The sequence below is a fragment of the Bradyrhizobium sp. U531 genome (genome assembly GCF_051710265.1).
Taxonomy (GTDB): Bacteria; Pseudomonadota; Alphaproteobacteria; order Rhizobiales; family Xanthobacteraceae; genus Bradyrhizobium.
On record NZ_JASVEN010000003.1, the window covers coordinates 241,759 to 266,861 of the forward strand.

Sequence of the window (25,103 nt, forward strand, 5' to 3'; positions counted from 1 at the left end):
GGAGTTCCAACGCAGCGCGTGTTCGCGCCTCACGTCTGTTTCAAGTTTGCTTGTCCTCGACGAGGATGAACACCACGCCGGTGAGTGTCGCGCCGATCGCGAATGTCGTGACCAGCGTGAGCGCGAAGACGATCGCGGCCTGGCTTCCGCCGTGATTGAGCAGGCTGGCGACGGCGGGATTGCACAGGATCAATGCGAGACCGAAGACGAGGCCGAGGGCTGCGCCCATCGTGGCGTGCGTCACCAGCTTGATGAGTCCGGTCGCAGAGATCAGGTCTGGCGACTTTTTCGTGGGCATGGGAACTGGCTCCCGATTTGGCATGCAACGCGGACGAGATTCGCTGGTTCCAATCGGATGAAGGAATTGTCATGCCCGGCTTCATCGGACGTTCATGCCGGGCTTGAGAGGATGGACACGACAAACGGGAACATTCGCCGGGAACATTCGCTATGGGTAAGGTTGTCTTCCTTTACCGCTCGCTGGCCTATCGCAACGCGGCAGCGGACATTCTGCGCAAGGCGCGCAAGCTACCGCGCGGCGCGGAGCGGAGTGCGGCTCGCCGCTACGCCAGGGCGCTGCGTGATCTCGCCCGCACGGAAGCCTGGCTCGAAGGCCGGGTCGCACGCGGACCGCGGACGGTGCAACGCATGAGGGCGTCCGGCTGAAGCTTTCTGCCTTCGGGGTCGAACCCGAAGGCACGTTCGAAAAACGTCTAACCCGATGCGCGCTGCAATTCGGCGGAGCTGGCATCCTCGAATTTGCCGGACGCGTTCGTCGCCGCCGTCTTGCGTATCAACGGCACTTCGAGACGGCACAACAGGCCTTCGGCCCGCCAATCGAACTGCGCCTGTCCGCCAAGCTGCGACTCGACGCTCGCAAGCAAGCTCCGCGTGCCGAAGCCGCGGGACTTCGGGGGCATGACCAGCGGTCCGCCGGATTCCTCCCAGTTCAGCGTCAGCAATTGGTCCTCGACCTGCCAGCCGATCGCGAGCCGTCCCGACCGGGTCGAGAGGGCGCCGTACTTGGCCGAGTTGGTGAAGAGCTCGTGCAGCGCGAGCGCCAGCGTCTGCGCCGTCGCCGGCAGCAACTGGACCTTCGGACCTGCCAGGAGGATCTGTCCGCCGAGCGAATAGGGCGCAAGCTCCTCGTCGATCAGCCGGGACAGTTCGGCGCCCTGCCAGCTCGACAGCGACAGGATGGTGTGCACGCGCGCCAGAGCATTGATGCGTCCCTCGACGGCGTTGACATAGGCTTTCACCTCGTCGGCCCGGGTGAGACGCACGATCGACTGCGCCAGTGCCAGCGCGTTCTTGGCGCGATGATCGACTTCGCGTGCCAGCAGATTCTGCCGTTCCTCGGCGCGCTTGCGTTCGGTGATGTCCACGGTGACGCCGCTCACGCGCACGACGCGGCCGCTGTCGTCCACCGTCGCCGCCGCCGTGCCGACGCACCAGCGGACCTCACCGTCGGGCCGGATAATTCGGAACTCGGTCTCATAGGCCCGCGTGCCCTTGTTGAACTCGGCAATCGCCTTGCGCAGTTGATCGACGTCATCGGGATGCAACAACGCCTGGACGTTGGCCGGGTTGACCGCAAAATTTTCGGGGCCGACGCCGAAGATGCGATACTGGCCTTCGTCCCACATCCAGTCGCCGCTGATCCAGTCCCAATCCCAGGAGCCCATGTTGCCGGCAGCGATCGCCATGCTGCGCCGCTGCTCGCTCTCGCGCAGCTTCGCCGTGGAATTCTCCAGCTCCGCGGTGCGGGCGCGGACGCGATCCTCGAGATCATGGTTCAGCCGCTCGAGCTCGCGGGTCTTGCGATAGAGCTCGGCGAAAACCTTCACCTTCGCACGCAGCACCTCGGGCACGACCGGCACCGGCACGTAGTCGACCGCGCCCATCTCGTAGCCGCGCAACCGGTCGATGTCGCTGACTTGAATGGCGGAGATGAAGATCATTGCGGTCTTCTGGAAGCGTGGATGCTCGCGGATCATCGCGGCGAGCTCGAAGCCGTCGAGCTCGGGCATGCAGACGTCGACCAGGATCACGGCGATCTCGGTCTTGAGCAGCACCTCGAGCGCCTCGCGCCCGGACGAGGCGATCACGAGGTTCTCGCCGAGATCCTTCAATATCACCTCATAGGCGAGCAGCTTGGCGGGCTGGTCGTCGACGAGGAGGATGTTGACCTTTTCGTGGTCCATTCGCGGATCCAAACTCAACGGTGCAGCCACATGCGGATCGCAAGCAGCAATTGATCGGTGTTGACGGGTTTGGCGAGATAGTCGGACGCGCCGGCCTCCAGGCATTTTTCGCGGTCGCCCTTCATCGCCTTGGCGGTCAGCGCGATGATCGGAAGGCGGGCGAAAGCCGGGTTTTCGCGAATGACGCCGATGGTCTGATAGCCATCCATCTGCGGCATCATGATGTCCATCAGCACGATGGCGATTTCCGGATTGGACTCGACCAGCGCCACCGCTTCGCGGCCCGTAGTGGCGGTCAGCACCTTCATGCCGCGCCGTTCCAGCACGCTCGACAGCGCGAAGATGTTCCGCGCGTCGTCGTCGACGAGCAGGGCGGTCTTGCCGATCAGGTCCTCGTCGGAACTGTTCAGCTTCTCCAGCATGCGCTGTTTCTCGATCGGAAGTTCCGTGATGACGCGATGCAGGAACAGCGCGGTCTCGTCGAGCAGGCGTTCCGGCGATTCCACGCCCTTGACCACGATGCTGCGGGCCATGGTGTGGAGTTCCGCATCCTCTTCCGCCGAAAGCTCGCGGCCGGTGAAGACGACGACCGGAACGTTCGCCAGCGCTTCGTCGCTGCGGATCTGGTCCAGCACCTCGAAGCCGCTCATGTCGGGCAGGCGGAGATCGAGAACCACGCAGTCGCAGGGGGCCTCGCGCAGCGTCGAGAGCGCGCCGGCACCGGTGTCGGTCGTCACGATCTCGATGTCGTCGTGATGCAGCAGCTCGCGGATCGACATCTGCTCGGCCTCGTTGTCCTCGACGATCAGGAGGCGCTTGCGCCGCGGCCTTGCATATTCCTTGATCTGTGTCAGCGCGGCCGCGACGCCTTCGGTCGTGGTCGGCTTGTTGACGAAGGAGAACGCGCCACGCGCCAGCGCATGCTGGCGATCCTCGTCGAGCGTGATGATCTGCACGGGGATGTGGCGGGTCAGCGGATTGTGCTTGAGCTGGCTCAGCACGGTCCAGCCGAGCATGTCGGGCAGGAACACGTCGAGCGACACGGCGCGCGGCTGGTATTGCTTGGCGAGCTCCAGCGCCTCGGCGCCGCGGGCGGCGACCAGGACCTTGAATCCCTTGTCGCGGGCGAGATCGACCAGCACGCGGGCATAATGCGGGTCGTCCTCGACGATCAGGAGGATGCTGTCGCCGGGCTCGAGGTTGAGCCGGTCGTCGGGAAGCTGCTCGATGACGCGCTGCTGGTCGGGCACGGCGGGCTGCAGCGCAGGCGGCTGGCCATGCTGCTGCGGTGCGGGCGCGGCGCGCGGTGCGAGCGTCGGGCCGGAATATTTGAGCGGCAGGTAAAGCGTGAAGGACGAGCCCTTGCCGGGCGCGCTGCGCAAATGGATCTCGCCGCCGAGGAGGCTCGCGAGTTCGCGGCTGATGGCAAGGCCGAGGCCGGTGCCGCCATATTTCCGGCTGGTGCCGGCATCGGCCTGCTGGAACGCCTCGAAGATCAGCTTCTGCTTCTCCAGGGGAATGCCGATGCCGCTGTCGGACACTTCGAACGCGATCACGGCCGGAGCGGAGTTCAGCACCGGGTGATCCGTTCCCCAGCCGCCGACCGCGCCTGTGACCTTCAGGCGCACCTCGCCTTCGGCTGTGAACTTGAAGGCGTTGGAGAGCAGGTTCTTCAGGACCTGCTGCAGGCGCTTGGAGTCGGTGACGATGCTGCGCGGCAGCGTCGGATCGACGTCGATCTTGAACGACAGATTGCGGTTGTCTGCCTCGTGCCGGAACGGCCGGCCGACGGTCTCGAGCAAATTCGCCGTCAGGATTTCCTCGGCGTCGACCGTCACCGTGCCGGACTCGATCTTGGACAGGTCCAGGATGTCGCTGATGAGGTTGAGCAGGTCGGTGCCGGCGCCGTGGATGGTGCGGGCGAATTCGACCTGCTTGCCGGTGAGGTTGCCGTCGGGGTTGTCGGTGAGCTGCTGTCCGAGGATCAGGATCGAGTTCAGCGGCGTGCGCAGCTCGTGGCTCATATTGGCGAGGAATTCGGACTTGTACTTCGAGGTCAGTGCAAGCTCGGTCGCCTTTTCCTCGAGTGCGCGGCGGGCCTGCTCGATTTCCTGGTTCTTGCGCTCGACCTCGACGTTGCGCTCGGCGAGCTGCTGCGCCTTCTGCTCGAGCTGGTCGTTGGTCTGCTGCAGCTCGCGCTGCTGGGTCTGGAGCTCGCCGGCGAGCTGCTGCGACTGCTTGAGCAGGCCTTCGGTCTGCATCGTCGCCTCGATCGAGTTGAGCACGATGCCGATGGAGTCGGTGAGCTGCTCCAGGAAGGTCATCTGCGAGGTCGTGAACGAGGTGAGCGAGGCGAGTTCGATCACCGCCTTGACCTGGCCCTCGAACAGCACCGGCAACACGACGAGGTTCTTCGGCGCGACCCGGAACAGCGCCGAGTTGATCGGCACCACGTCGGCCGGGATGTCCGCGACCACCCGGGGGCGCTTGTCGAGGGCGCACTGGCCGATCAGGCCGTCGCCGAACTGCAGCACGCGCTGATAGGGATAGATGCCGTCGCTGGCATAGGAGGCCAGCAGCAATAGCTGCGGATTGTCCTCGCTCTCGACCTGGTAGAGCACGCCGGTATGGGCGTTCACCAGCGGCGACAGTTCGGTCAGCATCAGCCGGCCGACCGTGGTGAGGTCGCGCTGGCCCTGCAGCATGTTGGTGAATTTGGCGAGGTTTGTCTTCAGCCAGTCCTGCTCGGTGTTCACGTCCGTCGTGAGACGGAGATTCGTGATCATCGTGTTGATGTTGTCCTTCAGTTCGGCCATTTCGCCGCGCGCATCGACCTGAATCGAGCGCGTCAGGTCGCCCTTGGTCACGGCGGTCGCAACCTCGGCAATGGCGCGCACCTGCGAAGTCAGGTTGGCGGCGAGCAGGTTGACGTTGCCGGTGAGGTCCTTCCAGGTGCCGGCCGCGCTCGGCACGTTGGCCTGGCCGCCGAGCCGGCCTTCGACGCCGACCTCGCGCGCCACGCTGGTCACCTGATCGGCAAAGGTCGCGAGCGTCTCGGTCATGTTGTTGATGGTGTCGGCGAGCGCGGCGACTTCGCCCTTCGACTTCACGGTGAGCTGCTGCTTCAAGTCGCCGTCGGCAACCGCGGTCACCACCTTGACGATGCCGCGCACCTGTTCGGTCAGGTTCGCCGCCATGAAGTTCACGGTGTCGGTGAGGTCCTTCCAGGTGCCGGCGACGCCGGGCACCTGGGCCTGGCCGCCGAGCTTGCCTTCGGTGCCGACCTCGCGCGCCACGCGCGTGACTTCGCCGGCGAAGGCGTTGAGCTGGTCCACCATGGTGTTGATGGTGTTTTTCAGCTCGAGGATTTCGCCCTTCACGTCCACGGTGATCTTGCGCGACAAGTCGCCGCGCGCCACGGCCGTGGTGACTTCGGCGATGTTGCGGACCTGGGTGGTAAGGTTCGCGGCCAGAAGATTGACGTTGTCGGTGAGGTCCTTCCAGGTGCCGCCGACGCCGGGCACGACGGCCTGACCGCCGAGACGGCCTTCGGTGCCGACCTCGCGCGCCACGCGCGTCACTTCGGCGGCGAAGGAGCGGAGCTGCTCGACCATGGTGTTGAGGGTGTCCTTGAGCAGCAGGATCTCGCCGCGCACGTCCACCGTGATCTTCTTCGACAGATCGCCGCCGGCGATCGCGGTTGCGACCTCGGCGATGTTGCGGACCTGGGCCGTCAGGTTCGACGCCATGAAGTTGACGTTGTCTGTGAGGTCCTTCCAGGTGCCGGCGACGCCGGGCACTTCGGCCTGGCCGCCGAGCTTGCCTTCGGTGCCGACCTCGCGCGCCACGCGCGTGACTTCGCCGGCAAAGCCGTTGAGCTGGTCCACCATGGTGTTGATGGTGTTCTTCAGCTCGAGGATTTCGCCCTTCACGTCCACGGTGATCTTGCGGGACAAGTCGCCGCGCGCCACGGCGGTCGTCACTTCGGCGATGTTGCGGACCTGGGCCGTGAGGTTGCCCGCCATCGAGTTCACGCTGTCCGTGAGGTCCTTCCAGGTGCCGGCGACGCCGGGCACGTTGGCCTGGCCGCCGAGGCGGCCTTCGGTGCCGACCTCGCGCGCCACGCGCGTCACCTCGCCCGCGAAGCGGTTGAGCTGGTCGACCATCGTGTTCAGGGTGTCCTTGAGCTGAAGGATCTCGCCGCGCACGTCCACGGTGATCTTGCGCGACAGGTCGCCGCCGGCGATCGCGGTCGCGACTTCGGCGATGTTGCGGACCTGGGCGGTGAGGTTGCCCGCCATCGAGTTCACGGAGTCCGTGAGGTCTTTCCAGGTGCCGGCGACGCCGGGCACGCCGGCCTGGCCGCCGAGCTTGCCGTCGGTGCCGACCTCGCGCGCCACGCGCGTGACTTCGCCGGCGAAGGCGTTGAGCTGGTCCACCATGGTGTTGAGCGTTTCCTTCAGCTGAAGGATCTCGCCCGACACGTTCACGGTGATCTTCTTCGACAGATCGCCCTTGGCGACCGCGGTGGCGACCTCGGCGATATTGCGGACCTGGCCGGTGAGGTTCGAGGCCATCGAGTTGACGGAGTCCGTGAGGTCCTTCCAGGTGCCGCCGACGCCGCGCACAACGGCCTGGCCGCCGAGCTTGCCTTCGGTGCCGACCTCGCGCGCCACGCGCGTCACTTCGCCGGCGAACGCGTTGAGCTGGTCCACCATGGTGTTGATGGTGTCCTTCAGCTCCAGGATTTCGCCGCGCACGTCCACGGTGATCTTCTTCGACAGGTCGCCGCCGGCGACCGCGGTCGTCACCTCCGCGATGTTTCGGACCTGGGCGGTCAGGTTCGAGGCCATCGAGTTGACGCTCTCGGTCAAGTCCTTCCAGGTGCCGGCGACGCCGAGCACGTTGGCCTGGCCGCCGAGCCGCCCTTCGGTGCCGACCTCGCGCGCGACGCGCGTCACTTCGCCGGCGAAGGCATTGAGCTGGTCCACCATGGTGTTGAGCGTTTCCTTCAGCTGAAGGATTTCGCCCGAGACGTTCACCGTGATCTTCTTCGAGAGGTCGCCGCTCGCGATGGCGGTGGCGACGTCGGCGATGTTGCGGACCTGCGCGGTCAGGTTCGACGCCATGAAGTTGACGTTATCGGTGAGGTCCTTCCAGGTGCCGGCCACGCCGGGCACCTGGGCCTGGCCGCCGAGCTTGCCTTCGGTGCCGACCTCGCGCGCCACGCGCGTCACTTCCGAGGCGAAGGAGTTGAGCTGGTCCACCATGGTGTTGATGGTGTCTTTCAGCTCCAGGATTTCGCCGCGCACGTCCACCGTGATCTTGCGCGAGAGGTCGCCGCGCGCCACGGCGGTCGTCACGTTGGCGATGTTGCGGACCTGTGCGGTGAGGTTGCCGCACATCGCGTTGACGGAGTCCGTGAGGTCTTTCCAGGTGCCGGCGACGCCGGGCACGATGGCCTGGCCGCCGAGCTTGCCGTCGGTGCCGACCTCGCGGGCCACGCGCGTCACTTCCGAGGCGAAGGAGCGGAGCTGGTCCACCATCGTGTTGATGGCTTCCTTGAGCTGAAGAATCTCGCCGCGGACGTCGACCGTGATCTTCTTCGACAAGTCGCCGTTGGCGACCGCGATCGTCACCTCGGCGATGTTGCGAACCTGGTTTGTCAGGTTGTTCGCCATCGAGTTGACGCTCTCGGTGAGGTCTTTCCAGACGCCGGTCACCTCCGGCACCTGGGCCTGGCCACCGAGCTTGCCTTCGGTGCCGACCTCGCGCGCCACGCGCGTCACCTCGGAGGTGAACACGCCGAGCTGCTTGATCATGGTGTTGACGATGTTGGCCGACTGCAGGAATTCGCCCCGCAGCGGACGGCCGTCGACATCGAGCTTGACGGTCTGGAGCAGGTCGCCCTGGGCGACGGCTGCAACGGCGCGCGTCACCTCGCGGGTCGGCCAGAGCAGATCGTCGATCAGGGTGTTGACGGAGCCTTCCATGTCGGCCCAGGAGCCCGAGGCGAGGCCGAACTTCACGCGCTGCCGGGTCTTGCCTTCGCGGCCGACGACCTGGCCGACCAGCTCGAGCTGTTGCGCCATACGCTGGTTGGCGGCGATGATTTCGTTAAAAGTGTCGGCGATCTTGCCGTCGATGCCAAGATAGTCGCCGCTCATGCGGACCGAGAAATCGCCGCTCCGCATTGCCTGCAGGGCGAGCAGCAGTTCAGCCCGGGAATCCGGATCCGGCACACCGTTGGTTTTTGGCTTTGGGACGCGACGACCGGACCGTGATGCAGTTCCGGAATCGAGGTCGCTCATACTAATTCCCCCGCGGGCGCCGGCCGAATCCAAGGCAAGACGCGTTTAGTCAAAATAGAGCGTCAGCCAAATTCGAAATCAAGCGCCAAGGTACGACGCGAGGAAGTGGAACCTGCCTTGCTCAGCCCGACGTCAATAACGTCAACCGCTCGAATTGGTTCCATCCGGTTCCCAAGAAAAATCGAGGGCCAAATTCGCCCGCCGGTCGGCTCGTCTGCGGCATTCGGCGAGGAACGGAGCGTCGAGCCTTGCGGTTAGCCCGCAACCAGGGAGAACGGACATGAAAGCAGGACTTGCAGCGATGGTCATCGTGCTGTTGGCAGGGACGGCGCTGGCGCAAAACGGCGCGCCCAGCGGGCGTGGGTCGGTGACCGGCGATCCCGCCGCCAGCTCCGCCAGCCCCAAGGCGGATACGTCCACAACGGGGACGGCGGCCCGGTCCAATCCGAGCGGAAGCGGCACCTCGTCGTCGGGCGGCAAGGATGACAATGGCGATGCGGGCCGGGACAAGATGCCGGAGAGCAATCGCACGGTGCGGCCGGAGAGCCAGCAACATCATCCCAATGACAAATAGGGGCGGCTACTTGTCCGCCATGGTGCGCTCGGCATCCCTGACCTGCGCGCGCAGCAGCGGCAGCTGCTCGCGCGCGAACGCCGCGAGCGCCGCGTTGTCGGGCGCCTTCAGATAGCGTTCGAGCAGGTCGATGGCCGATTCATATTCGGGAATCTGCGAGGCATAGAAGCTTCGGACGTAAGTCGGCCCATCCGACGTTTCGGGCTCGCCCAGGCTCGCGCCGACGGACGTCGTCTTGCCGGCACGGGGCTCTGCACCGATCGCCTCCTGGATCTGCCGCAGGGCCTTGTCGCGCTTGGCCGCCTCTTCCGCGCGCAGGGCAGCGAGGTTCTTGACCTCGGCATTACCTCTCAAATCGGTGCTCTCGAGCAGGCCCTGCTGGAAGCGGCTGAAATTATAGAGGCCGCTGATAACGTCAGTTGCGCTTGGCGCGGGGCCGACCGGCTTTTGTTCACCGCTGTCGGCAAACGCCGCGGTGCTGATGAATGCCAGAATGATGGCGACGAGAATTCGCATCGCTAACAATCGCTGAGGGTATTGCGGAGTTCCGGGGAACATTACGATACGGCAATCGGGTTGCGATGCCACAGTTCCATCCCCACGTCTTATCCATGAAACAGTCTGACATCTTCAGAGACAACGCCGACAATTGTCTTCAGCTCGCCGAGCGAGCCGACGGACAACCCGCTCACAAGCGCTTTTCGCGCATGGCGGACGCATGGACGGCGCTCGCCTACGAACAGGATTGGCTCGATGGCGAAATCCCGCCCCTTGCCGGTCGTTTCCCGCGGCCGCGGGACGCGTGAGTGCTTTCCACTTCGTGTATCCGCGTGTGAGACCGCTCACGGAATGCAAGCGACCCATCCGGCATGATCGGGACAGTCAATCGCCCAGGTTTTCGATTCCAGAAGTTTTCGATTCCAGAAGGAGGTTTTGCGATGGCTCCACGTCTGGCTTTGCTTTCACTCGTTCTCGCCTTTGGCGTCTCGGTCGCATTTGCGACGGTGACGACGGTGCGTCAGGTGCATCTGGAGAACACACCGGCCACGTTCCACGCGGCGCGCAGCTAGCGCCGCTTCGGAACATTCGCCGCCGTGATGCGTAACCGCTTCGACACATCAGGAGAGGCGAAGCACATCATGGCCCATTCCGACCACGGTATCGTCAAGGACAAGCGGGCTGAGGATCAGCCGCGCGACAAGCAGCGCGCTCAGTCCGTGCACAAGACGGATTCGCAGCAGAGCTCGCCGTCGCGTGAGGCGACGCGCGATCCGAAGCTGAACGACAACAGCAAGACGCCGGGCTCCGGCGCGATGCCCGACGGTTCAAGCGACGCGACGGGTTAGGTTCGAGGAACCAATCCTCGTGCGACGAGTCGAATGATTGCTTTCGGCTGTCATGCCCCCGGTGCGCCGGAAGCAATCTCCAAGAGCGACCCTGGCACCCCCGTGCCGGGGTCGTTTGCTTGAGGAGAGCTGAAGGGGTCAGTCCTCTGCGCCGCTCTCTGGCTCGCCCTGGGTATGTCCCTCGGGTCCGCGGCCGAACACGCCGATGTTGCTCGATTTCACGCCGGGTCCGGCATCGACGCCGACCGCGGCAAGTCCGAGCTTGAGCAGCTCGCGGACCGCTGCCGCACGCGTCGGCATGCGATGTTTGAACCGGAAATCGTCAACGGCAGCCAACTCTTCCGGCGAGAGCATGACCTGAAGCCGCTCGGCGCGAAGGTCGTTCATAGTCGATCACGCAAAATGAGTAGATTGAGTAGATTGCTCAACGAACCAACTTGGCTGGAGTTCCACAAGAGGTGTGAGAATCTCCAAATTAGTAGAAATATCCAATAAAATCAATAAGTTATATTGAACCACTCCCGCGGCGGCGCATTGTCTCGAAGAGGGAGAGAAGCCATGACGGACGAAGTCAGCTTGCCTCGTAAGCTTTCCGAGGAGCCGGAAGCCCCAAAACCGGTGCGTCCGAGCCACCAGAAGCTCATTGATCAAGTCGAGCGCTGGGCCAACAGCCCGGGGCTGCAGCCACCGAGGACGGAAGATGCGAAAACGGTCTGAGCCACATACATTCGAGCAACGTCTCACGGCGCAGAAGCAGCGGCTCGAGCACGAGCTGGAGAGCCTGCCGGATGGTCGCCAGCGCGAGGTCGTTCTTGCGCGCATCGATCAGCTTCAGACGGCTGCCGAGATGCACGGATTTCTGATGCTACGCGGAGATGCCGCGGCGTCTCGCTGATTGGCCGCGGCGCTCGGTGTGAGAGGTGACGCGAAACTTTCGCCGCTGTCCCTGCGCCGGTGTCCGCCTCGGCTCGGTCAGGGCTGTCCGGATCCGCCCGCAGCGCCATAGACCTGACCTGTCGCATAGCTGGCATCGGCGGCGGCAAGCTGCACGTAGATCGAGGCGAGCTCGACCGGCTGGCCGGGACGGCCGAGTGGCGTCATGCCGCCGAACTTCTCCAACTTCTCCATCGTGGCGCCGCCGGAAACCTGGAGCGGCGTCCAGATCGGTCCCGGCGCCACGCCGTTGACGCGGATGCCCTTTGAGGCGAGTTGCTTGGCGAGCGACTTCACATAATTCATCGTCGCCGCCTTGGTCTGCGCATAGTCGTAGAGATCGGGCGAGGGATCGTAGGCCTGCTCGGAGGTGGTGCCGATGATGCAGGAGCCGGGCTTGAGATGCCGCAGCGCCGCCTTGATGATCCGAACGGGGCGTAGATGTTGGTCTTCATGGTCGCGTCGAAATCTTCCGACGACACGTCGAGGATGGAGGCGCGGGTCTGCTGCCGGGCTGCGTTGTTGACGATGATGTCGAGCCCGCCGAGGCCTTGCACCGCCTGCTCGACCAGCTTGCTGCAGAAGGCTTCGTCCTTGAGATCGCCGGGGATCGCAAGCCCGGTGCGCCCTTCCTTCTTGATCAGCGCGATCACCTCCTGCGCGTCGGGCTCTTCCGCCGGCAGATAGTTGATGGCGACGTCGGCGCCTTCGTGCGCATAGGCGATCGCGGCGGCGCGGCCCATGCCGGAATCCCCGCCGGTGATCAGCGCCTTGCGGCCGGCGAGCCGGCCGGAGCCCTTGTAGCTGGTCTCGCCATGGTCGGGCCGCGGCTCCATCTGGCCGGCGAGACCCGGCCATGGCTGCGACTGCTTCTTGAATGGCGGCTTCGGATAGCGGCCAACGGGGTCGATCAAGTTTTGCTCGGCCATGGATGTATCTCCTTTCGCTGTGGATGCCAGCGAAGCCGCGAGCGTCGCGCTCGCGGCGTGCACGACGTGGCGGCGGGACAGTGAGGTCTTGCTGGGGTTCGACATGACGTTCTCCGCGATGCTCGAGGCTCAATGCGCGGAGAGGATCGATGTTGCTAAACGAAGGACGCCGGGTGCGCCGGCGTCCTTGAGCAATACGTGACCTGGTGCGGTGACCTGGGTACGTTACTTCGACTGGCCTACGCTCGGCGCCTTGCCGAGCTCCTTGGCCATGTCGAGATGGTGCTTGAGCGCGGGCAGGGTCTTGCCGGCCCAATCCTTCAGCGCGCTATTGTCGCCGCCTTTGGCGTAACGCTCGAACAGCGACACGGCATCCTCATGGGCGCTGACCTGATAGGAATTGTAGTCCGAGCTGAAGTCCTTGCCGTTTGCGTTCTTGAGCTTGTCGAGCTTGCTCTGGTGCGAGCTGTCGAGAGCCGTCGGCAGCGTGGCCTGGATCTTCTTCTCCCCGACCAGGCCCTTGAGCTCGGAGCTGGTCTTGGTGTGATCGGTGATCATCTGCTGAGCGAAGCTCTTCTCCTGGGCGTTGCCCTTCTGCGCGGCGAGCTTGCTCGATTCGATCTCGAACATGTCGCTGATGGCGACTTCCTTGACGAAGTCGGCCGTGGCCGGTGCGACGCCGAGTGCGGAATTGACGCCGGTCTTCTCGCCCAGCGACTGGGCGAGGGCAGGGCCTGCGAGAAGTACGCAGGCAAGGGTAATGACGGTCCGTTTCATGCTGATCCCTCCGATTGGGGGCGCGGCGCCGTGCCGCGCGATGTTGCGCCGATCAACACGCTGCACGGGCCGTGGTTCCTACGCGCTAATCCGCAGGGTTTCGGCCGGTGCGCGGATTGATGGGATCGGTGGGCTTGCGCCGAAGCCGCTCGGGCAGGAACGGCTCGGCGGAAGACGCCGTGGCGTCGGCACGCACGTCGGCATGGCGCTGTGCGCGTTCGTGCGGCGTCTTGTTGTCGTTGAATTTCTGCTTCACGTCGACGCCGTCGACGGGATCGTTGACGCCGTGTTGGATATCGCGGAAGTCGCTCATGTTCAGTTCTTTCCGGGCAAGATGGTTTCGAGCACCTGCCGCGCGGCGCCCTTGATGACGCTGGTCTCGTTTGGATCACCCTTCATCAGCGCGAGGGAGAAGTTCTTTGCCTGTTGAAGCGTGATGTGCGGCGGCAGCGGCGGCACTTCGGGGTCGGTCTTCACTTCGAGCACGACGGGCATCTCGCTCGCGAGCGCCTGCTCCCATGCCGAGCCGAGCAGCTCTGGGCTGTCGACAAAGATACCGCGCAGGCCGATCAACTCGGCGAAGCGGGAATAGGAAACATTGGGGATGCGCTGCGAGGCCTCGAATTTGGGATCGCCGTTGATGATGCGCTGCTCCCATGTCACCTGGTTGAGGTCCTCGTTGTTGAAGACGCAGACGATGAAGCGCGGATCGCGCCAGGATCGCCAATATTTCGCTGCGGTGATCAGCTCGGCCATGTTGTTCATCTGCATCGCGCCGTCGCCGACGAGGGCGATCACCGGTCGATCCGGACGAGCGTATTTCGCCGCGAGTGCATAGGGCACCGCGGCACCCATCGAGGCGAGGCCGCCGGAGAGCGAGGCGATCATGCCGCGCCGCATCTTCAGATCGCGGGCGAACCAGTTGGCGCAGGAGCCGGAATCGCTGGTGATGATGGCGCGGTCGGGCAGGCGCGGTGACAATTCCCAGGCCACGAGCTGCGGATTGACCGGCGCGGCGAGCTGGTGTGCCCGGCCATCCAGTGTCTTCCACCATTTTGCGACGTCCTCCTCGATACCCCCGCGCCAGGCCCCGGCACGCTTTGGCTCCAGTCGCGGCAGCAGGGCGCGCAGTGTCTCGGCGGCATCGCCGACGAGGCCGACCTCCATGGGAAATCGGATCGACATCATGCTGGCGTCGATATCGATCTGCACGCCGCGCGCGGCGTCCTCCTTCGGCAGGAATTCGGCGTAGGGAAAGGCCGAGCCGACCATCAGCAGCGTGTCGCATTCCATCATCATGTTGTAGCTGGGCTCGGTGCCGAGCAGTCCGATCGAGCCGGTGACCCAGGGCAAATCGTCGGGCAGCGCGGCCTTGCCGAGCAGCGCCTTGGCGCAGCCGGCCGACAGACGGTCGGCGACCGCGATCACCTCGTCGGTGGCGCCAAGTGCGCCGGCGCCGATCAGCATCGCGACCTTCTTGCCGGCGTTGAGCACCTCTGCGGCGCGATCGAGATCTTCCTCGCGCGGCATGATGCTGGGGGCGCTGTAGCCGATGCCGGAATGCAGTGTGCCGTGTGCGCGGGGCGGGCTTTCGTAAGGCAACTCCTGCAGGTCATTGGGCAGGATGATGACGGTCGGGGTCCGCCGCGCCAGCGCGATTCGGACCGCGCGGTCGATCAGGTGCCGTACCTGGGCGGGCGAGGAGGCCTGCATCACGTAGGCTCCGGCGACGTCCTTGAACATCGAGAGGAGGTCGAGCTCCTGCTGATAGTGCCCGCCGAGGGCATTGCGGGCCTGCTGTCCGACGATCGCCAGCACCGGCTGATGATCGAGCAGCGCATCGTAAAGCCCGGTGATGAGATGCGAGGCGCCGGGGCCGGAGGTCGCGATGCAGACGCCGAGCTGGCCGGAGAATTTCGCATAGGCGGTTGCCATGAAGGCCGCCATCTCCTCGTGCCGTGCCTGCACGAAGTTGATCTTGCCTTCCTTGTCCTGAGCCCGGCTCATCGCGCCGAACACGCCGTTGATGCCGTCGCCAGGGTAACCGAAAATATGGCGCACGCCCCATTGATGCAGACGCTGGACGATGAAGTCGGAGACAGTCTGGGACATCGGGCGGCCTTCGGTTCTGCAGGCTGGCTGAAGCTTGAGAACCCATCGTTTCCCGCGATGTTCCTGGCCTCGCGATGTTTTCGGGCCGCTTGCGGAACAGCGGCGGAACGATCGCGTGCCGCGCCGGTTGAATCCGATATTGGCTGAGTGGAGCAGTGCAATGTTGAATCAAGGCGAGCTGGATCGCGCCGAGATGGGGCGATTGATCGGCAGCGACAAGGTCGAGGGAACATCGGTCTACGGCGCCGATCGCAACCGGATCGGTTCGATCGAACGCGTGATGATCGACAAGATCAGCGGCAAGGTGTCCTACGCCGTGCTGGGCTTCGGCGGGATTCTCGGACTTGGCAACGATCACTACCCGTTGCCATGGCAATCGCTGAAATACGACACCGATCTCGGCGGCTACATCACCGCGATCACCGCTAACGATCTGCAGACCGCGCCGAAATATAGCGAACGCAGCGACTGGAACTGGGGCGATGAAGCCGCGGTTCGCGGCATCAATTCCTACTATGGCGTTCCCTTCGCATAGACCATTGCATGGAAAGGGAGTTCGATGAGCAAGGAAGGGCCCAATGACGATCCCCGGGATCAGAATGATTGGGGATCGCACAAACAGACGGACAAGCCCTGGAAGGGTAACCCGGAGAAGGAGCAGGGATCGGACGATTTGAAGCCCGATCTCGAGAAATGGCATCGGACGAAGACGCACTGAAGAAGGTGCACTCCTCCGGAATACTAAAATGAGCGCGGCATCCCTGGTGCCGCGCTTCTTTTTTCGGCAGCGAGATCACGAATGCCGGCGGCGCTTCAGGTCGGCGGAACCATGTTTCAGCGCCGTGGTTAGGCCCGCGGCGCGAAAAGCCGGTGCCAAACGGCCTGGCGCAAGATCAATTCCGAGAGAGGTTGTTGGCCGTGGATGCTCAGACACGGGAGCGTGGGCCGTCCGCGGAGCAGCCGCAGCGGGCAAAGCAGGCTCCAACGACGTCGCCAGGTCCGGCGCCGGACAGCCCGGATCAGGCGAAGACGCGGGAGAAGACACCGTCGCTGCGCGACCGCCTGCGTCAGCATTGGCTGTTGGCCAGCGCCGGCGCCGTCGTGCTGATCGCCGCGCTCGTCGGTGGCCTGCTCTATTGGCTCGAGGCCCGGCACTTTGAATCGACCGATGATGCCTTCGTCGCGGCGCGCAGCTTCTCGGTGGCCTCGAAGGTCGGCGGTTACGTGACCGACATTCCCGTCACGGACAATCAGCACGTCAAGGCCGGCGACCTTCTCGCCAGGATCGACGAGCGCGATTATCGCATCGCCGTCGATCAGGCCAATGCGCAGGTTGCGGTGTCGAAGGCGAACATCGATAATTTCGAGGCACAGATCGTTTCGCAGCAGGAGCAGATCAAGCAGGCCGAAGCGCAGCTCGAACAGGCACAGGCCCAGCTCCAATTCTCGCAGGAAGAATTCAAGCGCGCGGAAGAGCTGGTCGAGAAGGGCGCCGGCACCGTGCAGCGCCAGCAGCAGACCCGGTCCGACCTTCAGGCGCAGCAGGCCAATACCGAGCGTGCCAAGACCGCGGTCTCGGCCGCTCAAATCGGCATCAAGACGCTGCAGGCGCAGCTCGAAGGCGCCAGGGCGCAGCTTGCGCAGTCGCAGGCGCAGCTCGATCAGGCGAAGCTGAACCTGCAATATACCGGCGTCGTCGCGGCGCAGTCCGGCCGCGTCGTCAAGCTCTCGGGCGCCAAGGGCACCTTCGTCGCGGCGGGACAGAGCCTGATGATGTTCGTGCCCGACGAGGTCTGGGTGGTCGCGAATTACAAAGAGACCCAGCTCCGCGACATGCGTCCGGGGCAGCAGGTCGAGATCCGCATCGACGCCTATCCCGGCCGCAAGCTCACCGGCCATGTCGATTCCGTGCAGCCGGGCTCCGGCACCGCGTTCAGCCTGCTGCCGGCGGAAAACGCCACCGGCAATTACGTCAAGGTGGTGCAGCGCGTGCCTGTCAAGATCGTGGTCGACAATTGGCCGGCTGATCTGCCCGTCGGCCCCGGCATGTCGGTCGTGCCCTGGACCAAGGTGAGATGAGCGACGCCGCGCGAGGGGACGCATCCGGCTGGTCGCCGGAGCGCTCGGCGGCAGGCGGGCACAATCCCTATCTGATCGCCTTCGTGGTTTCGATCGCGACCTTCATGGAGGTGCTCGACACCACTATCGCCAATGTCGCGCTGCGCCACATCGCGGGCGGGCTTGCCGTCGGCATCGACGAGAGCACCTACGTCATCACCAGCTATCTCGTCGCCAACGCCATCGTGCTGTCGATCTCGGGCTGGCTGTCGACCGTGATAGGCCGCAAGCGCTTCTACATGATGTGCGTCGCAACGTTTTCGATCGCCTCGCTGCTGTGCGGCTTCGCGTGGAATCTGGAATCGCTGGTGGTGTTCCGTATCCTGCAAGGTCTCGGCGGCGGCGGCATGGCGACCAGCGAGCAGGCGATCCTCGCCGACTCCTTCCCGCCGCACAAGCGCGGCCAGGCCTTCGCGATCTACGGCGTCGCCGTCGTGGTCGCGCCGGTGGTCGGGCCGACGCTCGGCGGCTGGATCACCGATACCTATAGCTGGCACTGGGTGTTCCTGATCAACGTTCCCATGGGCATGCTCTCGCTGTTCCTGGTCGGCACCCTGGTGAAGGAGCCCTCCGGCGCGGAGGAGGAGCGGGCGAAGTTGCTGAGCAAGGGCCTGCGGGTCGACTACATCGGCTTCCTGCTCGTCGCGATCGGTCTGGCTTCGCTCGAATTCGTGCTCGACGAAGGCCAGCGCAACGATTGGTTCGGTTCGAACATGATCGTGTTTTTCGCGGTGCTGGCTGCGGTCTCGCTGCTCGCGCTGATCCCGTGGGAGCTGACGCGCGAAGACCCGATCGTCGACCTCCGTCTGCTCGGCCGCCGCCAGTTCGCCGCCTGCTTCCTGGTCATGCTGGGTACCGGCGCGGTGCTGATCTCGACCACGCAGCTCCTGCCGCAATTGCTTCAGACCGAGCTGAACTACACGGCGATGCTGGCGGGCCTTGCGCTGTCGCCCGGCGGCATCGCGACCCTCGTGCTCATGCCCGTGGTCGGCCGCCTCGTCGGCACCGTGCAGCCGAAATATCTGATCATGTTCGGTGCGGCCATCGTCGCGTTCTCGATGTGGCATCTCACCGGGCTCACCGGCGACATCACCTATGGCTATGCGGCGTTGTCGCGCGTCTTCCTCGCGCTCGGTCTGCCGTTCCTGTTCCTGCCGGTGACGACCGCATCTTACGACGGGGTGCCGCCCGACAAGACCAACCAGGCCTCAGCCCTGATCAACGTGGCCCGCAACATCGGGGGCTCCATGGGCGTCGCGCTGGCGCAGACCGTGCTGGCGCAGCGCCAGCAATTCCATCAAAGCCGGCTGATCGAGCATGCCGCGCCGTCGGACCTCGGCTATCAGCAGACCATCGAGGCGATGACGCGCTACTTCCAGGCGCAGGGCTCGAATGCGAGCGATGCCGCAGCGCAGGCGCTCGCCTGGGTCGGGCGCACCCTGCAGCAGCAGGTGGATCTGCTCGCCTATATCGACGTGTTCTGGACGCTTGCGATCATCGCCGTGCTGATGATCCCGACGGCGGCGGTGCTGCGGCCGATCAAGCTGGGCGGACCGGCGCGGGGGCATTGAACTCTTCCGTCATTGCGAGCGCAGCGAAGCAATCCAGAGTGCATCCGCGGGGATAGTCTGGATTGCTTCGTCGCTTCGCTCCTCGCAATGACGACGGTGTCGTGAAGCTGGCCTCACCCCACCGCTTCCTTCCGTCCCGGGCCCGCATGCACATGCACCTGCTTGGCAAGCAGCGGCTCGCCGCATTCCGAGCACACCATCACGGGATCGAACATCTTGCCGCAGCTCTTGTGCTCGTGCAGCAGCGGGCGTCCGCGTTCGTCGCCCATGTGGGTATCGCCCCAATGCACCATCGCCATGATGATCGGGTAGAGATCGAGCCCCTTCTGGGTGAGGATGTATTCGTAGCGTTTGGGCGCCTCTGAATAGGGTACACGGCGCAGGATGCTCGAGCGCACCAGCTTCTTCAGCCGCTCCGAGAGCAGGTGCCGCGTGATCTGGAGCGATGACTGAAATCCCTCGAAGCGCCGCACGCGCAGAAAACATTCGCGCAGGATCAGCAGCGTCCAGCGATCACCGACCACGGCAATGGTGCGGGAGAGCGAGCATTGCTCTTCATCCAGCGTGTCCCATTTCATGCGCGGTCTCCGGCTCGCCTTGTCAGTCAGAAAAAGGAACTGACTTGAATGTTCGAAGCAATTTGTCGCGGAAGCTAGCATTCGGGCCGGAAGTTTGACAGTTCTATTTTAGAACTATAGCCTCTCTCCAATCACATCGCTCTGACCGGAGGAGGCGACCTTGCCCAAACGAAACGCGACAGCCGCCGTGATCGGGGCCGGCGATTTCATCGGCTCCGAAATCGCCAAGAAATTCGCCGCCGAAGGGTTTTCGGTCTTCGCCGGCCGCCGCAACGGCGACAAGCTCGCGCCGCTGGTCAAGGACATCGAGGCCTCGGGCGGAGAGATCCACGCCCGCTCGCTCGATGCGCGGAAGGAGGAGGAGGTCATCTCCTTCCTCAACGATGCCGACAAGCATGCGCCGCTCGAGGTCTGCATCTTCAACGTCGGCGCCAACGTCAACTTCCCCATCCTCGACACCACCGAGCGGGTGTTTCGCAAAGTGTGGGAGATGGCATGCTATTCCGGCTTCCTCGCCGGCCGCGAGGCGGCACGGCTGATGCTGCCGCGCGGCGGCGGCAACATCTTCTTCACCGGCGCGACGGCGAGCTTGCGCGGCGGCAGCGGCTTTGCCGCCTTCGCCAGCGCCAAGTTCGGCCTGCGCGCGGTGGCGCAGGCGATGGCGCGCGAGCTCGGTCCGAAGAACATCCATGTCGGCCATCTCATCATCGATTCCGGCGTCGACACCGAATGGGTGCGGCAGCGCCGGCTCGAGGCGCTGGGGCCGAATGCGCTCGACAATCCCGATCTGCTGATGCCGCCCTCGGCGGTCGCGGATTCCTATTGGCAGCTCTACCAGCAGCCGAAGAGTGCCTGGACCTTCGAGATGGAGATCCGCCCGTTCGGAGAGAAATGGTGACCGCGGCGCAAAAGTCCGGTTAAACTGAACCCAATAACCAAGCAAAATTCCGGGGAGGTATTTAAGTGAAGACCGCGATCACCGAACTGTTCGGCATCGAGCATCCCATCATCCAGGGCGGCATGCATTTCGTCGGCTTTGCCGAGCTTGCCGCCGCCGTCTCCAATGCCGGCGGGCTCGGCATCATCACAGGCCTCACGCAGAAGACGCCGGAATTGCTGGCCAAGGAGATCGCGCGCTGCCGCGACATGACCGACAAGCCGTTCGGTGTGAACCTCACCTTCCTGCCGACTTTCGCGGCGCCGCCCTATCCGGAATACATAGCCGCCATCGTCGAAGGCGGCATCAAGGCGGTGGAGACCGCGGGCCGCAGCCCGGAAGCCTACATGCCCGCGCTGAAAGCTGCCGGCATCAAGGTCATCCACAAATGTACCTCGGTCCGCCACTCGCTGAAGGCCGAGCGCATCGGCTGCGACGCCGTCAGCGTCGACGGCTTCGAGTGCGGCGGTCATCCCGGCGAGGACGACATTCCCAACATGATCCTGCTGCCGCGCGCGGCGGAGGAGTTGAAGATCCCGTTCGTCGCCTCCGGCGGCATGGCCGACGGCCGCAGCCTCGTCGCGGCGCTGTCGCTGGGCGCGGCTGGCATGAACATGGGCACGCGCTTCATCGCCACCAAGGAAGCCCCGGTGCATCAGAACGTGAAGAACGCGCTGGTCGCGGCCACCGAACTCGATACCCGCCTGATCATGCGCTCCCTGCGCAACACCGAGCGCGTGCTGAGAAACGCCAATGTCGACCGCCTCATCGAGATCGAGCGCGAGAAGGGCGACAAGCTGAAGATCGACGACATCCACGACCAGGTGGCGGGCGTCTACCCCAAGATCATGCTGGAAGGCCAGATGGACGCCGGCGCCTGGAGCTGCGGCATGGTCGCCGGGCTGATCCACGACATCCCCACCTGCAAGGAACTCGTCGATCGGATCATGGCCGAGTCGGAGCAGATCATCCGCAGCCGCCTGATCGGGTTCCTGGATGGGACGGGGGCGACGCGAAAGGTCGCCTGACACCGCCAAACTTCTTAACCACGGCGGGAACTGACCGCTGGAATTCCACGCGAGGCCTCCTAAATAGGGATAAATTACCCCCTTAAATAATCAATTTCAGGAGGCGTCCCGTGGTCCTGAAGAGCGTTCATTTTGCGGTTGCCGTTGCCCTCGTGCTCGCGGGGAGCGGCTTTGCGCGCGCTGACGACTACAAGCCAAACGAATATCTCGGCCTTGATCTCTCCAAGGCGGTGCTCTCGCCGAAACGTCTCGGGCCCGAGACGCAGTTCGCCCCCGTCGCACTGGAAGCGCGCGGTGGCAACGAGGCGCAGGCCCGCGCCGAGCCGATCGACGTGCCGAAGAAGGTCGCCGCCGAACGCGTCCGTCCGGCCGAGCCGAAGGTCGCGCAGACCCGGAGCGCGCAGCCGCGCGGCGTCGCCCGCACCAAGCTTGCGCATCGCCACGGCAACCCGCTCGACGCGCAGGCGATGGACACCCGCATCCAGACCTGGCCGTGCCGCACCGGCGGCATCTGTAACTGGAAGCACTAGGCGCGGAGCTGCGGGCTTCCTTCGCCTCTCCCGCTTGCGGGAGAGGCCGACGCGCTCCGAGCGATGCGAAGCATCGTCTCGCGCGCGGCGGGTGAGGGGGAGTCTCCGCAGGGGAGTTGCTAGCGGTGTCTGCCAACTCTCAACGTCCCCGCGGAGAGTCCCCTCACCCCAACCCTCTCCCCGCGAGCGGGGCGAGGGAGCAGAGCGCCGCTGCAGCTCCCCGTTCAGCACGTCATCCCCGCGTCGCAAAACCGTCGGCTTGGAGTCAAGAAACCGTCAGGCTAGCAGTCAAGGAGCGCAGGCACCTTCCGTCGCGATTCGACGAAGGTTTCCTGAATGGCAACGCTCCGCGCCACGCGCGCATGGACCCGGCGGCAATTCCTGGTCCGCTCGACCTCAAGCCTTGCGGTCGCCTCGCTCGGTACGCTCGCAACACCTTATCTCAGCCGCGCAGCGGATCGTCCGCAGATCGCGGGCGGCATCCAGTCCGGCGACGTCAGCGATGGCTCCGCATTGGTCTGGGCGCGTGCGGACCGCGCCGCACGGATGCACGTGGAGTGCTCCACCGTCGAGAGCTTCAAGACCATCATTGCGTCGGCTTCGCGCGACGCGCTGCCGGATGCCGACTTCACGGCAAAGCTGCTGCTGAACGACCTGCCGCCCGGGCAGGACATCTTCTATCGCGTCCGCTTCGACGATGTCGCAACCGGCATCGCCGGAGAAAGCCGCATCGGACATTTCCGCACCGCGCCGGCCGCCGGCCGGTCGATCTCCTTCGTGTGGTCGGGCGATGTCGCGGGGCAGGGCTGGGGCATCGACGTCGCGCGCGGCGGCTATCGCAGCTATCGCACCATGCTCGACAATCGCCCGGACTTTTTCATCCATTCCGGCGATCACATCTACGCCGACTGCAGGATTCCCGCCGAGCAGACGCTGCCGAACGGCGAGACCTGGCGCAACCTCGTCACCGAGGAGAAGGCCGAGGTCGCGCACACGTTGGCCCAGTTCCGCGGCAACTACAAATACAACCATCTCGACGAACATTTTCGCGCCTTCCACGCGGAGGTGCCGATGTTCGCGCAATGGGATGATCACGAGGTCAGCAACGACTGGTCGCCGACCGGCACTTTCGACGATGCCGGCCACGAGGATGACGGCACCCCGCGCCTGGTCGCGCGCGCCCGCCGCGCCTTCTTCGACTTCATGCCGATCCGCGATATCGGCGCGCGGCAGGGCCGCCTTTATCGCAAGATCGCCTATGGTCCGCTGCTGGACGTCTTCATGATCGACATGCGCAGCTATCGCGACGACAGCTGGAACAAGGGCGGCGATCATCGTGGCTGGATCCTCGGCGCCGAGCAGCTCGCCTGGCTGAAGCGCGAGCTCGCCGCCTCGCGCGCGACCTGGAAGGTGATTGCGGCCGACCTGCCGATCGGCCTGATCAGCCTGGACGCCGTCGCGCTCGGCGACGGGCTGCCCGACCGGCGCGAGCACGAGATCGCCGACCTGCTCAGCTCCATCAAGCGCACCGGCGTGCGCAACGTCGTCTGGCTCACCGCCGACATGCACTACACCGCCGCGCATTACTACGATCCGAACAAGGCGCAATTCCAGGATTTCGAGCCGTTCTGGGAGTTCGTCTCCGGCCCGCTGCATGCCGGCACCTGGGGCCCGGGCCAGCTCGACAACACCTTTGGTCCGGCCGCGATGTACCAGAACGGCTGCAGCGCGGCGCAAGGCGAGAATCTGGCACCGTGCTTCGGATTGCAGTTCTTCGGCCGCGTCGACATCGACGGCCGCGATGGCGTGATGACCGTGACGTTAAAGGATGTCGACAATCGCGATCTCTGGTCGGTCGACATCGTGCCGCAGCCGCAGGCGCGGCCCGCGTTGGTGGCGCAGCATTCGTAGCTCTCTCCGTCGTCATGGCCGGGCTTGACCCGGCCATCCACGTCTTGCTTTCCGGTACGAAGAACATGGGTGCCCGGGACAAGCCCGGGCATGACGGCGAGGGAATGTCTAACCTGATCTTGATTGGCCGCCCCACGCCTTCCGCGCTATAGTGCTCGCCCCCGCCACCTCTTTTCCATCACCGAAGAGTCTGTTCCCCGCGGCCCCCACCGCGCGACCGACGGGATGCAATTGTCAGGAGCCTGTTCATGGACAATCTGAAGACACAGGGCATCAGCCTGCCCAAGCTCGGCCTCGGCACCTTCCGCATGCAGGGCGATGCCTGCCGCGCCGCGGTCGAGAGCGCGCTGTCGATCGGCTACCGCCACATCGACACGGCCGAGATGTACGCCAATGAGGAGCCGATCGGCTCAGCCATCGCCGCGTCCCGCCTGCCGCGGAACGAGCTGCACGTCACGACCAAGGTCTGGCACGAGAATCTCGCTCCCGATGCGATCCGCCGCGCCTTCGACGCCAGCTTGAACAAGCTCAGGCTCGACCATGTCGACCTCTATCTCGTGCACTGGCCCTCGGCATCGGCGAACTGGGGCGCGGTGTTCGAGACCTTGATGAAGCTGAAGGAGGAAGGCCGCACGCGGGCCATCGGCGTTGCCAATTTCACCACGGCGCTGCTCAAGATCGCGGTCGAGGAGGTCAAGGCGCCGATCGCCTGCAACCAGATCGAATATCACGCCATGCTCGAGCAATCGAAGGTGCTGGCCTATCTCACGGCCAAATCGATCCCGCTGGTCGCTTATTGCCCGCTGGCCCAAGGGCGCGCCGCTTCGGACCCGGTACTGGCCGAGATCGGTTCCAAGCACGGCGCGACCGCCGCGCAAGTCGCGCTGAAATGGCTGCTCGACCAGGACGGCGTCGCGGCGATCCCGAAAGCCTCGCGCCGCGAGAGCCAGCAGGCCAATCTCGACGCGTTGAAGATCACGCTCGACGATGCCGACCGCGCAAAAATCGCCGCGCTGCCGAAGGACAAGCGCTGCGTCAATCCGGGCTTCGCGCCGGCGTGGGATTAGTAGGCCGAGGCAACCGCTGTTTTACCCTCTCCCCTTGTGGGAGAGGGTGGCTCGCCGCGAAGCGGCGAGACGGGTGAGGGGTATATCTCCGCGTATCACTCTGGCGAGTTTGTGGAGAGATGCCCCTCATCCGGCGCTTCGCGCCACCTTCTCCCACAAGGGGAGAAGGAAAAAGAA

At 64.7% G+C, this 25,103-nt stretch carries 24 protein-coding genes and 1 pseudogene; 15 read left to right on the forward strand and 10 right to left on the reverse strand.

Annotated elements, in window-relative coordinates:
• Positions 1-40: 40 nt before the first annotated feature.
• Entirely contained in the window at positions 41-298 is a 258-nt protein-coding gene (locus QRQ56_RS17375; RefSeq protein ID WP_438741764.1) for a hypothetical protein, read from the reverse strand.
• A gap of 152 nt (positions 299-450) precedes the next feature.
• Here QRQ56_RS17375 and QRQ56_RS17380 point away from each other — a divergent pair, with 152 nt between their 5' ends.
• Positions 451-666 (forward strand): hypothetical protein, encoded by a 216-nt coding sequence (locus tag QRQ56_RS17380; protein ID WP_438741765.1) that lies wholly within the window; start codon positions 451-453, stop codon positions 664-666.
• 47 nt (positions 667-713) lie between these two features.
• Here the strand turns inward: QRQ56_RS17380 and QRQ56_RS17385 are convergent, their stop codons facing one another.
• Complete coding sequence (locus QRQ56_RS17385; protein WP_438741766.1) at positions 714-2,204, reverse strand: HWE histidine kinase domain-containing protein; 1,491 nt, start codon at positions 2,202-2,204, stop codon at positions 714-716.
• Positions 2,205-2,218: 14 nt separating this feature from the next.
• Positions 2,219-8,515, reverse strand: a complete 6,297-nt coding sequence (locus QRQ56_RS17390; protein ID WP_438741767.1) for a HAMP domain-containing protein — start codon at positions 8,513-8,515, stop codon at positions 2,219-2,221.
• A gap of 280 nt (positions 8,516-8,795) precedes the next feature.
• Here QRQ56_RS17390 and QRQ56_RS17395 point away from each other — a divergent pair, with 280 nt between their 5' ends.
• Positions 8,796-9,089, forward strand: coding sequence for a hypothetical protein (locus QRQ56_RS17395; RefSeq protein ID WP_438741768.1), 294 nt, complete (start codon positions 8,796-8,798; stop codon positions 9,087-9,089).
• Positions 9,090-9,095: 6 nt separating this feature from the next.
• On the opposite strand, the gene QRQ56_RS17400 is transcribed toward QRQ56_RS17395, so the two are convergent.
• Complete coding sequence (locus QRQ56_RS17400; protein WP_438741769.1) at positions 9,096-9,605, reverse strand: DUF4142 domain-containing protein; 510 nt, start codon at positions 9,603-9,605, stop codon at positions 9,096-9,098.
• Between the two features lie 95 nt (positions 9,606-9,700).
• On the opposite strand from QRQ56_RS17400, the gene QRQ56_RS17405 reads away from it, so the two are divergent.
• The 3 genes from QRQ56_RS17405 to QRQ56_RS17415 all read left to right on the forward strand — a co-directional run bounded on the left by QRQ56_RS17405 (position 9,701) and on the right by QRQ56_RS17415 (position 10,435).
• Entirely contained in the window at positions 9,701-9,895 is a 195-nt protein-coding gene (locus QRQ56_RS17405; protein ID WP_438742334.1) for a hypothetical protein, read from the forward strand.
• Positions 9,896-10,027: 132 nt separating this feature from the next.
• Entirely contained in the window at positions 10,028-10,159 is a 132-nt protein-coding gene (locus QRQ56_RS17410; protein ID WP_438741770.1) for a hypothetical protein, read from the forward strand.
• Positions 10,160-10,228: 69 nt separating this feature from the next.
• Positions 10,229-10,435: a hypothetical protein gene (locus QRQ56_RS17415; RefSeq protein ID WP_438741771.1), complete on the forward strand. Its 207-nt coding sequence runs from the start codon at positions 10,229-10,231 to the stop codon at positions 10,433-10,435.
• A 138-nt stretch (positions 10,436-10,573) separates the two neighbouring features.
• On the opposite strand, the gene QRQ56_RS17420 is transcribed toward QRQ56_RS17415, so the two are convergent.
• Entirely contained in the window at positions 10,574-10,822 is a 249-nt protein-coding gene (locus tag QRQ56_RS17420) for a hypothetical protein (protein WP_438741772.1), read from the reverse strand.
• Between the two features lie 171 nt (positions 10,823-10,993).
• Here QRQ56_RS17420 and QRQ56_RS17425 point away from each other — a divergent pair, with 171 nt between their 5' ends.
• Together QRQ56_RS17425 and QRQ56_RS17430 are read left to right on the forward strand one after the other, a co-directional pair.
• Positions 10,994-11,152: a hypothetical protein gene (locus tag QRQ56_RS17425; protein ID WP_438741774.1), complete on the forward strand. Its 159-nt coding sequence runs from the start codon at positions 10,994-10,996 to the stop codon at positions 11,150-11,152.
• A complete protein-coding gene (locus QRQ56_RS17430) occupies positions 11,136-11,330 on the forward strand; it encodes a hypothetical protein (RefSeq protein WP_438741775.1) in 195 nt (64 codons plus the stop codon). The genes QRQ56_RS17425 and QRQ56_RS17430 overlap by 17 nt, the downstream gene beginning before the upstream one ends.
• 77 nt (positions 11,331-11,407) lie before the next feature.
• Here QRQ56_RS17430 and QRQ56_RS17435 read toward each other — a convergent pair.
• The 4 genes and pseudogenes from QRQ56_RS17435 to QRQ56_RS17450 form a co-directional block, all read right to left on the reverse strand.
• Positions 11,408-12,297, reverse strand: a pseudogene (locus QRQ56_RS17435) (SDR family oxidoreductase).
• 225 nt (positions 12,298-12,522) lie between these two features.
• Positions 12,523-13,074 (reverse strand): DUF4142 domain-containing protein, encoded by a 552-nt coding sequence (locus QRQ56_RS17440; protein ID WP_438741776.1) that lies wholly within the window; start codon positions 13,072-13,074, stop codon positions 12,523-12,525.
• An 85-nt stretch (positions 13,075-13,159) separates the two neighbouring features.
• Positions 13,160-13,387, reverse strand: coding sequence for a hypothetical protein (locus tag QRQ56_RS17445; protein WP_438741777.1), 228 nt, complete (start codon positions 13,385-13,387; stop codon positions 13,160-13,162).
• A 2-nt stretch (positions 13,388-13,389) separates the two neighbouring features.
• Positions 13,390-15,186, reverse strand: coding sequence for a thiamine pyrophosphate-requiring protein (locus tag QRQ56_RS17450; RefSeq protein WP_438741778.1), 1,797 nt, complete (start codon positions 15,184-15,186; stop codon positions 13,390-13,392).
• Positions 15,187-15,346: 160 nt separating this feature from the next.
• On the opposite strand from QRQ56_RS17450, the gene QRQ56_RS17455 reads away from it, so the two are divergent.
• The 3 genes from QRQ56_RS17455 to QRQ56_RS17465 all read left to right on the forward strand — a co-directional run bounded on the left by QRQ56_RS17455 (position 15,347) and on the right by QRQ56_RS17465 (position 18,875).
• Positions 15,347-15,721, forward strand: a complete 375-nt coding sequence (locus QRQ56_RS17455; protein ID WP_438741779.1) for a PRC-barrel domain-containing protein — start codon at positions 15,347-15,349, stop codon at positions 15,719-15,721.
• A gap of 383 nt (positions 15,722-16,104) precedes the next feature.
• Positions 16,105-17,265: an HlyD family secretion protein gene (locus QRQ56_RS17460; RefSeq protein ID WP_438741780.1), complete on the forward strand. Its 1,161-nt coding sequence runs from the start codon at positions 16,105-16,107 to the stop codon at positions 17,263-17,265.
• A complete protein-coding gene (locus QRQ56_RS17465) occupies positions 17,262-18,875 on the forward strand; it encodes a DHA2 family efflux MFS transporter permease subunit (protein ID WP_438741782.1) in 1,614 nt (537 codons plus the stop codon). Before QRQ56_RS17460 ends, QRQ56_RS17465 begins: the two co-directional genes overlap by 4 nt.
• 113 nt (positions 18,876-18,988) lie before the next feature.
• Here QRQ56_RS17465 and QRQ56_RS17470 read toward each other — a convergent pair whose 3' ends face one another.
• Positions 18,989-19,453 carry a winged helix-turn-helix transcriptional regulator gene (locus tag QRQ56_RS17470; protein WP_438741783.1) on the reverse strand — a complete coding sequence of 155 codons (465 nt, stop codon included), beginning with the start codon at positions 19,451-19,453 and terminating at the stop codon, positions 18,989-18,991.
• A gap of 160 nt (positions 19,454-19,613) precedes the next feature.
• Here QRQ56_RS17470 and QRQ56_RS17475 point away from each other — a divergent pair, with 160 nt between their 5' ends.
• From QRQ56_RS17475 to QRQ56_RS17495, 5 genes are all read left to right on the forward strand, one after another.
• Positions 19,614-20,351: an SDR family oxidoreductase gene (locus QRQ56_RS17475; RefSeq protein WP_438741784.1), complete on the forward strand. Its 738-nt coding sequence runs from the start codon at positions 19,614-19,616 to the stop codon at positions 20,349-20,351.
• Positions 20,352-20,416: 65 nt separating this feature from the next.
• On the forward strand, positions 20,417-21,418 hold the full coding sequence (locus tag QRQ56_RS17480; protein WP_438741785.1) for an NAD(P)H-dependent flavin oxidoreductase: 1,002 nt from the start codon (positions 20,417-20,419) through the stop codon (positions 21,416-21,418).
• A 110-nt stretch (positions 21,419-21,528) separates the two neighbouring features.
• Complete coding sequence (locus tag QRQ56_RS17485; protein WP_438741787.1) at positions 21,529-21,948, forward strand: hypothetical protein; 420 nt, start codon at positions 21,529-21,531, stop codon at positions 21,946-21,948.
• Between the two features lie 336 nt (positions 21,949-22,284).
• Positions 22,285-23,859: an alkaline phosphatase D family protein gene (locus tag QRQ56_RS17490; protein ID WP_438741788.1), complete on the forward strand. Its 1,575-nt coding sequence runs from the start codon at positions 22,285-22,287 to the stop codon at positions 23,857-23,859.
• Positions 23,860-24,107: 248 nt separating this feature from the next.
• Positions 24,108-24,926 carry an aldo/keto reductase gene (locus tag QRQ56_RS17495; RefSeq protein WP_438741790.1) on the forward strand — a complete coding sequence of 273 codons (819 nt, stop codon included), beginning with the start codon at positions 24,108-24,110 and terminating at the stop codon, positions 24,924-24,926.
• Positions 24,927-25,103 lie beyond the last annotated feature (177 nt).

What these genes read in the sequence shown, in the direction of transcription:
- QRQ56_RS17440 (WP_438741776.1), bottom strand. Translation starts at nt 13,074, where the DNA reads ATGAAACGGACCGTCATTACCCTTGCCTGCGTACTTCTCGCAGGCCCT.
- QRQ56_RS17420 (WP_438741772.1), bottom strand. Translation starts at nt 10,822, where the DNA reads ATGAACGACCTTCGCGCCGAGCGGCTTCAGGTCATGCTCTCGCCGGAA.
- QRQ56_RS17375 (WP_438741764.1), bottom strand. Translation starts at nt 298, where the DNA reads ATGCCCACGAAAAAGTCGCCAGACCTGATCTCTGCGACCGGACTCATC.
- QRQ56_RS17400 (WP_438741769.1), bottom strand. Translation starts at nt 9,605, where the DNA reads ATGCGAATTCTCGTCGCCATCATTCTGGCATTCATCAGCACCGCGGCG.
- QRQ56_RS17470 (WP_438741783.1), bottom strand. Translation starts at nt 19,453, where the DNA reads ATGAAATGGGACACGCTGGATGAAGAGCAATGCTCGCTCTCCCGCACC.
- QRQ56_RS17385 (WP_438741766.1), bottom strand. Translation starts at nt 2,204, where the DNA reads ATGGACCACGAAAAGGTCAACATCCTCCTCGTCGACGACCAGCCCGCC.
- QRQ56_RS17410 (WP_438741770.1), top strand. Translation starts at nt 10,028, where the DNA reads ATGGCTCCACGTCTGGCTTTGCTTTCACTCGTTCTCGCCTTTGGCGTC.
- QRQ56_RS17455 (WP_438741779.1), top strand. Translation starts at nt 15,347, where the DNA reads ATGTTGAATCAAGGCGAGCTGGATCGCGCCGAGATGGGGCGATTGATC.
- QRQ56_RS17405 (WP_438742334.1), top strand. Translation starts at nt 9,701, where the DNA reads ATGAAACAGTCTGACATCTTCAGAGACAACGCCGACAATTGTCTTCAG.
- QRQ56_RS17430 (WP_438741775.1), top strand. Translation starts at nt 11,136, where the DNA reads ATGCGAAAACGGTCTGAGCCACATACATTCGAGCAACGTCTCACGGCG.
- QRQ56_RS17495 (WP_438741790.1), top strand. Translation starts at nt 24,108, where the DNA reads ATGGACAATCTGAAGACACAGGGCATCAGCCTGCCCAAGCTCGGCCTC.
- QRQ56_RS17395 (WP_438741768.1), top strand. Translation starts at nt 8,796, where the DNA reads ATGAAAGCAGGACTTGCAGCGATGGTCATCGTGCTGTTGGCAGGGACG.
- QRQ56_RS17390 (WP_438741767.1), bottom strand. Translation starts at nt 8,515, where the DNA reads ATGAGCGACCTCGATTCCGGAACTGCATCACGGTCCGGTCGTCGCGTC.
- QRQ56_RS17380 (WP_438741765.1), top strand. Translation starts at nt 451, where the DNA reads ATGGGTAAGGTTGTCTTCCTTTACCGCTCGCTGGCCTATCGCAACGCG.
- QRQ56_RS17450 (WP_438741778.1), bottom strand. Translation starts at nt 15,186, where the DNA reads ATGTCCCAGACTGTCTCCGACTTCATCGTCCAGCGTCTGCATCAATGG.
- QRQ56_RS17445 (WP_438741777.1), bottom strand. Translation starts at nt 13,387, where the DNA reads ATGAGCGACTTCCGCGATATCCAACACGGCGTCAACGATCCCGTCGAC.
- QRQ56_RS17415 (WP_438741771.1), top strand. Translation starts at nt 10,229, where the DNA reads ATGGCCCATTCCGACCACGGTATCGTCAAGGACAAGCGGGCTGAGGAT.
- QRQ56_RS17465 (WP_438741782.1), top strand. Translation starts at nt 17,262, where the DNA reads ATGAGCGACGCCGCGCGAGGGGACGCATCCGGCTGGTCGCCGGAGCGC.
- QRQ56_RS17425 (WP_438741774.1), top strand. Translation starts at nt 10,994, where the DNA reads ATGACGGACGAAGTCAGCTTGCCTCGTAAGCTTTCCGAGGAGCCGGAA.
- QRQ56_RS17490 (WP_438741788.1), top strand. Translation starts at nt 22,285, where the DNA reads ATGGCAACGCTCCGCGCCACGCGCGCATGGACCCGGCGGCAATTCCTG.